The following is an 11,527-nucleotide window of genomic DNA, read 5'->3' as shown; positions in this document are numbered from 1 at the left end:
GGTGCTGGACCGTGCGCCCGCCGGCATCTCCAAGACAGCCTGCACTGCGATGTGGACCTGGTCCGACACCGCGACAGCATCCGGACGGCGAACGACCAACCGAATAGGCAGTCGGTGGACCGGCGTTCACAAGGTGCACCCGCCAACGGATCAGATGGCGAAGGGCCGCACCCGCGTGTGCGGGTGCGGCCCTCGTGACTCGGTGAGTCAGAGTCGGCGCGTCAGGTACGCGGTCAGGCTGTGGCGCCCATGTCAGCCTTGCGGCGGCGCACGACGAACACGGCGCCGGCGCCGACGGCGACCGCGGCACCGCCCGCCACCGCGATCATCGGCAGCGCCGAGTTGGAGCCGGTCTCGGCAAGGTGGCCCTGCGGGACGATCTGGTTGTCGCCGGCGGGCTTGGCCGGCAGCGGCTTCCGGCCGCCCTGCGGCTTGGCGTCGCCCGGGTTGCCCGACGTGGAGCCGGCGGCGAGGACGTCGAACTGGTAGAAGTCGTCGTCGCTGGAGTAGACGCAGTTGCCCTTGTCATCGGCGTACATGCCGATGGAGATGGCGAAGCCCATGCCGGCCGGGGCCTTGCTGTCGATGCTCAGCCGCAGGTCGATGGAGAAGGACTCCTTGGCCTGGACGTCGGTGTAGCCGAGGTAGCCGGCGCCCTCGTCCTTCTCGTTCAGGGAGATGTTCTGCCACGTGCCGGTGGCCGGGTCCTTGAACTGGAGCGTGAGGTAGCTCGTGGTGACGTCGTAGTTCTTCTCGTTGATCTGAGCGGCGAACACACCGAGGTCGACACGCTTGTAGGCGTTGTCGCCGGAGTTGTTGACGTTCAGCTTGAAATTGTGGAATCCGCTGCCCGCGACGATCTTCGAAGGCAGGCCGGACAGGCCGGTGTGCAGGTTCTTGTCCTGCTTGAAGTCCTCGGTGTCGTTGCACACCTGCGGGCCCGGCGTCTCGGACGGCGAGGTGCTGGGGCTGGGGGTGGCCGACTCCTTGTCGGTGGTGCCCTCGTCCTTCGAGTCGGACCCGTCCTTGGTGGTGTCGGACACGTCCTCGGTGGTGTCGGACACGTCCTCGGTCTTGGTGTCGGACCCGCCCTCGGTCTTGGTGCCCGATCCGTCCTCGGTCTTGGTGTCCGATCCGTCCTCGGTCTTGGTGTCGGACCCGCCCTCGGACCCGCTCGAGGCAGCCGACTCGCTGTCGGTGGGGGCGGGGGTGCTGGAGGAGGAGTCAGGGTTGCCCTCCGTCGCGAAAGCGGCCGGGGCCGCAAGAAGGACAGCAGGCGTGATGGCGGCCGTAGCGGCAGCGAGAGCCAGGTAGCGGCGAAGCTTCATGCGAACCTCAGAAACGGGGGTGACCAACGTGTTCGCACAAGAGATCGCTGGGAAACTCAAAGGGTTGCGCAATATTCTGAGCGGCGGGGTGTGAGGTGCATCACGAGCACGGAAACAACAACGGTTGTATGCCCGGGCCGCGCCTCAGCCAAAGTGTCTTCGGCCAGGTCAGATCAGTGCCTCACCAGGCACGATGTCGAAGGGCCCCACCGTTCGCGGTGGGGCCCTTCGACGTTGTCTCATGTACCGAGCGCACATCCGGGCCGCTCCCCCGGGCTCCCAACCCATGATCGCGTCGATCACGACGTCCGGGACTCCGAGGATCAGGAGCACGGTCGCAGCGGTGTGGCGAGCGTCATGGAGGCGGCCGTCTCGAACTCCGGCGTCCCGAAGCAGTCGCTTCCAGACGTGGAAATCGGTGTTCGGGCTGAGGGGGCCGCCGGTCGGGGAGGCGAAGACGTACCCCTTGCCCTCCCAGTCGACACCGGCCACGACCCGCTCCCGCTCCTGTGCTTCCTGGTGCCGGCGGAGAATCTTGATCAGCGGATCGGGCAGGCCGATGGAACGCCGTCCTGCGCGGGACTGGTGGACCTGTGCTCACGCCGGGTCTGTTCCTTCCTGGATCCGGGAACTCATACTCATTCAGGCAGGTCGTTGCCTGATGCGTCGGGCTCCAGTTTCACGATGGGGAACTTGCGCGATGTCCTGGTCTCATACTGCGCGCTGTCAGACCAATACGCCGACCAGATCCCGTAGAGACGTTCCCAATCCGGCGACGCATGCGTGACAACGGTAGGGGTCGCCTTGAGGATCCGTTCCCCCACCTCGATGGTCACCTCGGGCATGGCGGCGACGTTGCCCACCCACGCTGGATCTCTTTCCGCGCCACGCGCGGTGCCGCAGACGAGGAAACAGTTACCGTCGGCCGCGTACACCAGGGGGTTCACCCGTTCCTGGCCGGTACGACGGCCGACCGTGTGCAGGAGCAACAGATGCTTGCCCTCGAAGAAGCCTCCCACAGTGCCGCCCTGCGCCCGGAACTGGGCAATGACCTGCTTGTTTATCTCATTTACGTCAGTCATGTCCGCCTCTCTGCGGCCGAAGACCTCCCTTGCTAGTAGCTAACCAGCGAGGTACGCGGTTGCGCATGTTGGCCGGACCGACGTCGGTGAAGTGGCACGTCTCATTCAGCACCGTTCACCGCCGTTCAGACGAGACGCCGAGCAAGCTCGTATTCACCGCCGGCCCAGAGGGCCGGCCCGCGAAAGCGGCCCGGCCCTCTGGCGTCAGCCCGTCCCTTTTCCGCCTCGGACGCGCCACCGTTCATGGCCGTTCAGGCGGGGCTTCCTCGTCATCGTTCACGGCGGTCGCTTTCGCGGGCCTCCGTGTCGTGGTTCACGCGTGCCGACCGTTCTCGGCGTCTGGCTTCCGCGGCTTCGGCGATCAGGTGAGCCGCGTCGGCGGGGAGCGCCAGGTTCTTCTCCAGCCATACGGCATCCGTGCCCTGGGTGTGGGTGGCGAGGACCCAGGCGGCGTAGAGGCGTTCACGGGAGGGCGCGGCCGGGGTCTTCAGGGTGGCGCGGAGCGCCTCCTCGGGGAAGCCGTCCAGGGTGTGGGCGGTGAACCACGAGGTGTCGACCGGCTCTGCGGCCTGGGGACGTGGGCGCCGGAGCGGACGGGGACGGACCCGTCTCAGCCTCGTGCCGACGAGCAGGGCGACGAACGCCGCGGCCAGCACGGCAGCGGCCACGCCCATGCGATCGGCGGCGGGGAGCCTCGTCCACACCGGCAGCAGATAGGCCACCACGCGATCGCCGTGGTGCGGGTAGGGCAGGATCACCGCAGGACCTCCCTCACCCCTCCATCCTCACTCCGCCTCCGGACCTCGGCCAGGCCCCCCGACCCGGCTCAGCCGATCTGGATGGCCTTGACCACCAGCAGCAGCACGGCGATCACCAGGTAGCCCCGCAGCAGGCTCATTCCGAGTCTGAGTCCGGGGGACCAGACGATCGGCTCCAGCAGCGCCAGGGGAGGCATGCGCCAGCTTTCGCGTTCGGGGCGGGGGATCCTCGGAGGCGGAGGCAGGGCCGTGCCTCGGCGGGCGCGGACGACGCGCAGCCCCACGGCCGCGCCCAGCAGCCCCACGACCAGCACACCGGTGAGCCACAGCGCGACCCGGGCGGTGTCCAGCGTCGGGAACAGGGTCGTCGCGACGAGGATTCCGGACAGCATCAGGAGCACCCCGATGGTGGTCGAGGCCACCACGTTGAGCCAGCGCGGATTGACCCAGGGGCCGAGGACCGCCCGGTCGTTGCACAGCAGCAGGAGGAAGACCGACGCGGAGGGGAGGAGCAGTCCCGCCAGGGCCTGAACGGCGGTCGTGATCAGCCCGAGGGGCGCACCGGGGATCAGCACGATGGCGGCGGCGAGCAGGACCATCCCGGCGTAGGTCCCGTAGAACGCCTTGGCCTCGCGGAAGCTGCGGTGTAGGGAGTGGCGCAGGTTGAACATGTCGCCGAAGGCGTAGCTGGTGGCCAGGGTGACCGCCGCGGCGCCGATGATCGACGCGTCCAGGAGCACGACGGCGAACATCACCCCCAGCACGCGGCTGTGCCCGCCCAGGGCCTCGGCGACACCCAGCGCGTCGGTGAAGTGCCCGGCCGCGCCCGTACCGCTCACGGCGAAGTCGGCGACGACGACGATCGCGACGGCACCGCCGATCACGACGAGGGACCCCAGCACGGTGTCCGCGCGCTCATGGCCGACGAACCGCGGTGTGATGCGCTTGTCGATGATGTTGGACTGCTGGAAGAACAGCTGCCAGGGGGCGACGGTCGTACCGACGATCGCGATGATCAGCAGGACGGCCTCGGAGGTGACCCCGCCTCGCACGCCCGGGACGACCAGGTGGTGGACGGCCGCTCCGTAGCGCGGGTGGCTCATCAGCGCCAGCGGCACCAGCAGCAGGCTGACGGCGATGAAGGCGAGCATCGCGCGTTCCCAGCGCCGAAAGCTGCCCGTCGCCGTGATCGCGACCAGGGCGAGGGCGGCGACCGGCACGGCAATGTACTTGTCGACGCCGAGGTAGCTCAGGGCGAGCGAGACTCCGATGAACTCGGTGACGATCGTCAGGAAGTTCAGCACGAACAGGTCGCCGACGCTGAACCAGCCCCAGAACCTGCCGAAGCGCTCGTTGATCAGCCGGGCGTGCCCGACACCGGTGACGGCGCCGAGCCGGACCACCATCTCCTGGTTGACGATGAGGACGGGGATGAGGAGCAGGAGCACCCACAGCAGGCTGTAGCCGTAGTTCTGGCCCGCCTGGGCGTACGTGGAGATCCCGCCGGCGTCGTTGTCGCCGACCATCACGATCAGGCCGGGGCCGACGATCGCCAGGAACGTCAGCAGCCGCCGCTTCAGGCTGCGGCTGGAGTCCGCCTCCTCCAGCCGGATACGTCCCAGGGCACCCTCGATGTCGCCGAGGTGGGCATCGTCCAGCACCGCTGTGGGGCGGGCGTGGGGATGGGGATGGGCGTGAGGGCCGGTGGGCCTTGGTGTGGGGGCGCCGTCACGTCCCGGCGTCGCGGCGCGCTCCGGGGCGCCGGGGCCGCCGACCGGTGGCCTGCCCGGGGCTGCGGGGTGCGCACCGTCCTGCGCCTGTGAACGCGGGCCGGGCGTGGGCCGACCCGCGCCCCCGCCCCCGCTCCCGGCCGGGGGCGGACCGGAGGTGCGCGGACGGTCCTCCGGACGGGCGCTGGACCCGGGCCGACCGTCATCCGGACGTGCGCTGGGCCTGGGCCGACCGTCATCCGGACGCACGCCGGGCCTGGGCGGGCGGTCCTCCGGGTGGGCGCCGGGCGGCGGCTGCTGCGGTGGGCGCCGGTCGGGCCGGGGCCCGCTCATGGTGAGGGCTCCTCACGCTCCTCCAGACCCATCGCGCCGCCGGCCTCGACGGTGCCGCCGACCCCCGTGATGCCGCCGACCCCCACAGCGCTGCCGGCCTCAGCGGTCCGGTGGGCGTCCGGTGGCGGAGCCACCTCCCGGCGCCGCCAGTCCTCCGGCAGCGTCGCCTCCAGCACGTCGTCGACCGTGATCACGCCGAGCAGGACCCCTTCGTCGTCCACGACCGGCAGGGTGATCAGGTTGTAGTCCGTCATCAGCAGGGCCACGTCCACCAGGTCCGTGTCCGGGCCGACGCGCACGGGATCGGCCTCGCTCACCTCGGCCAGCCGGACCGCGGGATCGCTCTGCAGGATGGTGACCAGCTGGACCCAGCCGAGCAGCCGTCCTTCCTCGTCGGCGGTGTAGACGCTGGTCAGCGCCTCCGGCTGAAGCCGGCTCCCCCGCCGGACCGCCGCCTCGGCCTCGCTCGCCGGCGTGTCCGGGGGCAGGGCCAGGAAGTCCATCCCCATCAGGCCCCCGGCGCTGTCGGGGTTGAAGCCCATCAGGGTCAGCACCTTGGCGCGCTGTCCGGCGGGCAGCAGTTCCAGCACGGTACGGCGACGGCCCTGCCGTAGATCGTCGATGGCGTCGGCCGCGTCGTCCGCCCGCATCCGCGCCAGTACGGCGGCGATCTCCACGTCGGTGCGGGCGTTGAGCAACCGGGAGGCCCGGTCCTCCTCCAACTCCTCGAAGACGTCCGCCTCCAGCTCCGGGTCCTGCCGGACGTCGCCGAGGATCTCGCGTTCCTCGTCCCGGGAGGCGTCCTCGAGCAGGTCGGCGATCTCCGCCGGCCGCAGGCGCCGGATCCGGGCCGTGGGGCGGCGGACCAGCGCGCTGCGGCTGTGTCCGATCAGCGGCTCGAACGCCTTCCAGTCCCGGCACGCGTGCCCCGTCGAACGGTCCCCGAAGATCCCCAGCAGCCGGTGCGGTCGGTGCGTGTCCACGCCCGACAGCAGCCACTGGCCGTCCCGTTCGACCAGTTCCACGTCCTGCGCGCGGACCAGGCGCGCCTCGCCGACGTCGATCAGCCGGTGGCCCAGCACGTCCGCCCGTAGCAGCACCTCGCCCTCGCGGCGTTCGAACGGCCGCAGGTCCAGCCGTGCGCTCTCGAGTTCCACCAGGCCCTCGGCGTCGAGCGCGGCCACCTGCTCGACCGGGACGAACAGCTCACGGCCGCCCACGCCGACCACGAGCCCGGACACCACCGGGTAGTCGGCACCGCGCAGCCGGACGATCACGTCGGAGAGCCGGCCGAGCGACCGGTCGCCCCGGTCCACCACGGGGCGCTTCACCAGCAACGACAGATGGACGGGCGCCCGCTCGCGGTGTGCGGTCGGCCGCGGCGAAGACGGACTGACGGTCATCGCTCTGCCCTGCCCGAAGGTCGGTTACCCCCGCGACCAACGGTATTGAATGACAACAAACGCACGCAAACGCCCCACCTGGGGCGGGCTGGTGTCCCAGCGGGAGCCGGGCTTCCACGACGTGCGGCGGGCATACGGAGAACCGACACTGGTGGTATGCCGAACTGGCCGGGGCGGGCCAGGACCGTGGCTCTCTCCGTGCCGGCCACCGAAGCTCGAAGGAGACGGCCATGACCACCGCACGGGAGATCATGCACACCGGTGCCACATGCGTCCAGGAGAGCGAGACGCTGGAGGACGCGGCGCGCCGGATGAGGGAGCTGGACGTCGGAGCCCTGCCGATCTGCGGGCCCGACGACCGCCTCCACGGGATCATCACGGACCGCGACATCGTGGTGCAGTGCCTCGCCAAGGGGAAGGACCCCCGGACCATGACGGCGGGGGAGCTGGAGCAGGGCAAGCCGATCACGATCGACGCGAACGCCGACAGCGGCAGTGTCCTGCGGACCATGGAGGAACACCGGATCCGCAGGCTGCCCGTCATCGAGAACCACCGCCTGGTCGGCATGATCTGCGAGTCGGACCTCTCACGCACTCTGCCGGAGACGCAGGTGGGCCACTTCGTCGGGGCCGTCTGCACGACCGCCTGACACCGAGGGGCACCCACCAGGACGACAGGGCGCCCAGAAGGACGAGCGAGAGCTCCGACCGGATTCCGATGGGAGCCCTCGTCGTGTCAGCCCACGGTCGCGCCGTCGTCCAACTGACCCAGTTTTTCGGCGAGCTGGAAGAGGGCGGGCAGGGCGGCGGCGACGGCGGCCCGATCGGCGTCTTCCAGGGCGGCCAGTGCGGCGTCCATCCGGCGTTCGTGGGCGGTGGTCCACGCGGCGAGCTGGTCCCGTCCGGCGTCGGTGAGAGTGACGACGGAGGCACGGCGGTCGGCGGAGTCGACCTCGCGCGCGACCAGGCCCGTGGTGATCATCTGACCGATCAGTCCGCTGACGGTGCTCGGCGCGAGTCGCTGGCGGGCCGCGAGATCGCTGATCCGGGCGGGCGAGTGCTCACCGAGCACCTGGAGCAGCTCGACCTGGGCCATGGGCAGCTTCTCCCACGGATAGTCGGTCCGGATCGAGGCCCGCAGGGCGCGACGCAGGCGGGTGACAGCCTCGGTGAGCAGCCGGGCGTCCGGCGCCTCGGTGGCGGGGCCGGGCAGGGGAGGCTCGGAGCGGGACTGCGCGGACATGCGGCAAGGGTAGCCGGGCCCCCGTGCGCGCCCGCCTGCTCGTACTGCCGCCGGGTTCTCCACCGGCTCACGCGAGTTGTCCACCGTCCTCACGCACCGGGTCCCGGAAGGGACCGGCGGTGATCGCCCCGGTCCGGCCCCAGCCAGGCCGAGACGACGGCGACGGCCGACACCGTCACCAGAATCGACGCGGACCACCGGGCGCCGGCCTCGGTTCCGCCGCCGGCCGCAACGTGCAGGGCGAGGGTGACCAGCGCCACGCCCAGGGCGGTGCCCAGACCGCGGGTCATGTTGACCAGGCCGCCACCGGTGCCGGAGGAACGGGCGGGGATCGCGCCCATGATCAGGGCGTTGTTGGCCGGGGTGAACGTCCCCAGCCCCACGCCGACCAGGGCCAGCAGCGGCACCAGCCAGGCGATGGTGAGGGGAACGGCCAGGAGCGCGGCCGTGGCGAGGAGGAATACGCCGGCTCCGGTCAGGCACCGGCCACGGTCGGTCAGGGAACGCGGCAGCAGCCGGTCGCCGCCGGTGGCGCCGAGGGCGAACCCGGCGGGCAACGCGGTCAGCACCAGTCCCGCGGTCAGCTCCGAGGCCCCCCGCGCGGTCAGCACGACCGGCACCAGCACCAGCGGGCCGAACAGCACCAGGTATCCGCTGAGCGCCCCGACCAACCCGAACGCGACCGCGCGGACCCGCAGCAGAGCGAGGTCGAGCAAGGGCGCGGCGGTCCGCCGCTGACGACGGGCGAAGCCCCAGCCGGCCAGAGCCGCGATGCCGAACAGCAGGACCACGCCCCAGGCGGGCACCGGCAGACCGGAGGCCGCGGACACGCCGAGCAGCGCGCAGGTCGTCGCCACGGCCAGCAGCGCCAGCCCGGCCCAGTCGAAGCGCGCGACCTTCGTACGGGCCCTGGTGCGCGGCAGCAGATAGTGCCCACTCACCAGCGCGACCACCCCGACCGGCACGTTCACCCAGAACACCCAGCGCCAGCCCAGGGTGGACACCAGTGCGCCGCCCACGGTGGGCCCCAGGGCGAGCCCCAGCGCCTGTGCGGCGGCCTGCACGCCGAGCGCGCTGCGCATCCGTCCGCGGGGTGCGCTGGTGGTCACGAGCGCGACGCTGTTGGCCTGCATCAGCGCCGCCCCGGCCGCCTGCACCACCCGGAAGCCCACCAGCGCCGCCAAGGAGGGCGCCAGTCCGCAGGCGGCGGACGCCAGTGTGAAGACGGCGAACCCGTACAGGTACAGCAACTTGCGGCCGTGCGCGTCCGCCAGCCGCCCGGCCGGCACCAGCAGCGCCACCAGGGCCAGCAGATACGCCAGCGACACCCATTCGACCGCGGCGAGCGAGGTGTGGAACTCGGTGCGCAGGCTGCCGTAGGTCAGCGTCACGATGCTCGCGTCCAGCTGACCCATGAACGCCCCGAAGCACACCGTGGCCACGGCCAGCCACCAGGCGTTCGGTCGTGACCGGATCCCCTCCGGGCGGGCCCGCTCCGCGGTGAGCACGGCGGGCCAGCGCGGACGGGACGGGCTGTGCGTCGTATCCGGAGCCATGACTTCAGATTACATCGGTCACCGAACTATTCGGGATCCGTCTGATCCTGCCCCCGCCGTCACCGGCCCTCCGCCACCCCTGAGCCCTCTGAGTCCTGTGAGTCCTCCTCCACCTCTAAGTCCTCCATCACCGCGGCCGTGTCGAGCCCCGCGCGGCGCAGGGTCCGGTGCACGGTGCGCCGGGCTCCGCGAATGGTGAGCGCGGTCGCCGGCCACCGCGTGACGACCCGCAGCAGGGCGTAGGCGCACGCAAGGTCGAGGTGGGTGGCCTCGCTCATGTCCACGATCCACTCGTCGGCCTCGCTCAGCGGCGGGGCTCCGAGTCGTTCCTCCAGTGGCCGCAGGACTTCCGCCCCGATGTCCCCGGTGAGTGCCAGTTCGGCCCGTCGGCCGTCGGTCGCCCTGACCACCAGGGGCGACACCGGGAGATGCGCGGCTGCCATGGCGGCCTCCTTCGCGTCCGCCACACTCCGTCCACCTCCATGGTGGCCCCGCGGCCACGTCCGTGGCGGCCGTGGGGCCCCGGCTCCGGGGAACGATCGGCTCAGGCCCTCTTGCGTGCCGTGCCTCCGCCCGGTCGCGCCGTCGTCGTGGTGCGGCGGGTGTCGCGGGCGGTGGACATGGACGAGGTCTCGGTGTGGGGGGTGCGGGGCTGGCGGTGGCGGGGCGACGTGCGCCGGGGCGGGCGGGTCAGGGTGATCTGGCGTACGAACTGCTGGAAGCAGGCCAGGGAGGCCAGGCCCGGCAGGGCTGCCGCGGCGATGTCCACGATCGTCCTGGGCGCCTGCAGCACGCACAGAAGCATCGCGATGGACGAGAAGATCAGCACCACGCTCCAGGAGTGGACGGCGCGGCGCTGGTGCAGCGCGGCCCGCAGCACGGACAGCGAGGCGACCAGCCAGGGACCGTAGACCAGCAGGGGCCACCAGGACGCGATGCCGTCCTGCATCCGTGCCACGGCCACGACGCGCAGGGGATCGTAGGCAACCATTCCGCCGAAGAAACTCACCGAGGAAGCGATCACCGCGGTCAGCGCGGCGATGACGTGACTGGCGGTCCGCAGGACGTTCGGACGCTTGCGTTCCCGGACCTTTCGATGGCGTCGGGCGACCTCCTCCAGCGGAGGCAGTTCCGCCGTGATCGCCTGGAGGTTCTCCAGGGGCGTGCCGGTGTTCGGAGCGGGCTCGGTGACCGGTGTCTCGTCCCGGGCGACGGGGACGTCCGGCCGGTGCTCCTCCATGGCGTCCTGGAGCATGAAGGCCAGTTCCTCGGCGGGGTCCCAGGCCGCGTCCGGCGGCTCCAGGGGAGACGTGAAGAACTCCGCCGGGCCCCGGTGCCGGCCGGTGCCCGCCCCCTGGTATCCACCCGTAGGGCTCGGGTAACCGGGATAGCCCGAATAGTCAGTCGAATGGCCGGAACGATGATCGGTACGTTCGTCGTACATGACGCGGCGGCTATTCCGCTCCCGAGAGACGGGACCGGCTCTCCGACCCGAGCCAGCGGCGCGCGAGGTCGGCTTCCAGTGTGCTCATCGCGTCCAGGAAATCCCGCAGCAGGGGCTCCGTCACCTTGAGAGCGACCGGAAAACCTCCCCTGGTCAGGGTGCCGTTGACAGCGGCCGACGAGTGCACCTGGGCGGGAAGGTAGGTGTAGGGACCCAGCGCCACCGCGTGTGCGGCGACCGGGTCCTCTCGCTCCTGACCCCCGAACAGACCCCAGTACCCTTCCCTGGTTGCCTTAGTCATGTCCCGACTAACGCCGTCCGACTTCCCCGGATGCGCGGCAAATGGGTGAAGGAATTCCCTGATTAGCCCTATATGTGCGATGGGATGTCTCATCCGTACACATGAAGAGACGGGTGGGAGCCGGTGAGCCGCCGTTCGGCGTGCGGCACGTCGACAATACGGCTCCGGAGGCGCATGTCACGGGTATCGACCCGCCGCGTTCCGCACGCGCGACGCACCGGCCGGCGTCCCGCAGCCGCTAGTGCTGCGACCGAAAAGGTTCACCGGCTCGCGACGCCCGGCACGGCTCCCCCAAGCTCTTCGAGCAGGGGGGGACCCCCAGCCGCGTTGTCGCATCACCCGAGTACAT

Annotated in this window: 11 protein-coding genes and 1 pseudogene; 1 reads left to right on the top strand and 11 read right to left on the bottom strand. The window is 70.9% G+C overall.

Translation table 11 applies throughout. From position 1 onward, the window contains the following. Positions 1–233 precede the first annotated feature (233 nt). From ACIQFZ_RS31190 to ACIQFZ_RS31165, 6 genes and pseudogenes are all read right to left on the bottom strand, one after another. Positions 234–1,328, bottom strand: a complete 1,095-nt coding sequence (locus ACIQFZ_RS31190; protein WP_383056692.1) for an LAETG motif-containing sortase-dependent surface protein — start codon at positions 1,326–1,328, stop codon at positions 234–236. Between the two features lie 240 nt (positions 1,329–1,568). Then, positions 1,569–1,948 (bottom strand): annotated as a pseudogene (locus tag ACIQFZ_RS31185) (tyrosine-type recombinase/integrase); the annotation flags it as partial. A gap of 18 nt (positions 1,949–1,966) precedes the next feature. Next, complete coding sequence (locus ACIQFZ_RS31180; protein WP_365775915.1) at positions 1,967–2,410, bottom strand: nitroreductase/quinone reductase family protein; 444 nt, start codon at positions 2,408–2,410, stop codon at positions 1,967–1,969. A gap of 269 nt (positions 2,411–2,679) precedes the next feature. Further along, positions 2,680–3,168 carry a hypothetical protein gene (locus ACIQFZ_RS31175; protein WP_365430922.1) on the bottom strand — a complete coding sequence of 163 codons (489 nt, stop codon included), beginning with the start codon at positions 3,166–3,168 and terminating at the stop codon, positions 2,680–2,682. 68 nt (positions 3,169–3,236) lie between these two features. Further along, positions 3,237–4,829, bottom strand: a complete 1,593-nt coding sequence (locus ACIQFZ_RS31170; RefSeq protein WP_402692789.1) for an NRAMP family divalent metal transporter — start codon at positions 4,827–4,829, stop codon at positions 3,237–3,239. 398 nt (positions 4,830–5,227) lie between these two features. Beyond that, positions 5,228–6,634 (bottom strand): magnesium transporter MgtE N-terminal domain-containing protein, encoded by a 1,407-nt coding sequence (locus ACIQFZ_RS31165; protein WP_402692788.1) that lies wholly within the window; start codon positions 6,632–6,634, stop codon positions 5,228–5,230. A 230-nt stretch (positions 6,635–6,864) separates the two neighbouring features. Here ACIQFZ_RS31165 and ACIQFZ_RS31160 point away from each other — a divergent pair, with 230 nt between their 5' ends. After that, a complete protein-coding gene (locus ACIQFZ_RS31160; RefSeq protein WP_365430916.1) occupies positions 6,865–7,284 on the top strand; it encodes a CBS domain-containing protein in 420 nt (139 codons plus the stop codon). Positions 7,285–7,370: 86 nt separating this feature from the next. Here the strand turns inward: ACIQFZ_RS31160 and ACIQFZ_RS31155 are convergent, their stop codons facing one another. The 5 genes from ACIQFZ_RS31155 to ACIQFZ_RS31135 form a co-directional block, all read right to left on the bottom strand. Then, the gene (locus ACIQFZ_RS31155) at positions 7,371–7,877 is read right to left on the bottom strand and encodes a MarR family transcriptional regulator (RefSeq protein WP_365430914.1); all 507 of its coding nucleotides are present in this window, start codon (positions 7,875–7,877) and stop codon (positions 7,371–7,373) included. An 89-nt stretch (positions 7,878–7,966) separates the two neighbouring features. Beyond that, a complete protein-coding gene (locus ACIQFZ_RS31150; RefSeq protein ID WP_402692787.1) occupies positions 7,967–9,433 on the bottom strand; it encodes an MFS transporter in 1,467 nt (488 codons plus the stop codon). A 59-nt stretch (positions 9,434–9,492) separates the two neighbouring features. Continuing rightward, the gene (locus ACIQFZ_RS31145) at positions 9,493–9,876 is read right to left on the bottom strand and encodes an STAS domain-containing protein (RefSeq protein WP_402692786.1); all 384 of its coding nucleotides are present in this window, start codon (positions 9,874–9,876) and stop codon (positions 9,493–9,495) included. 101 nt (positions 9,877–9,977) lie between these two features. Continuing rightward, positions 9,978–10,877, bottom strand: a complete 900-nt coding sequence (locus ACIQFZ_RS31140) for a DUF2637 domain-containing protein (protein ID WP_383056698.1) — start codon at positions 10,875–10,877, stop codon at positions 9,978–9,980. A 10-nt stretch (positions 10,878–10,887) separates the two neighbouring features. After that, the gene (locus ACIQFZ_RS31135) at positions 10,888–11,178 is read right to left on the bottom strand and encodes a hypothetical protein (RefSeq protein ID WP_402692785.1); all 291 of its coding nucleotides are present in this window, start codon (positions 11,176–11,178) and stop codon (positions 10,888–10,890) included. Positions 11,179–11,527 lie beyond the last annotated feature (349 nt).

It is taken from the genome of Streptomyces sp. NPDC093064, from assembly GCF_044754605.1.
Classification (GTDB): domain Bacteria; phylum Actinomycetota; class Actinomycetes; order Streptomycetales; family Streptomycetaceae; genus Streptomyces.
Note: the sequence above shows the minus strand (reverse complement) of the source record. Positions and strands in the feature narration are given on the sequence as shown.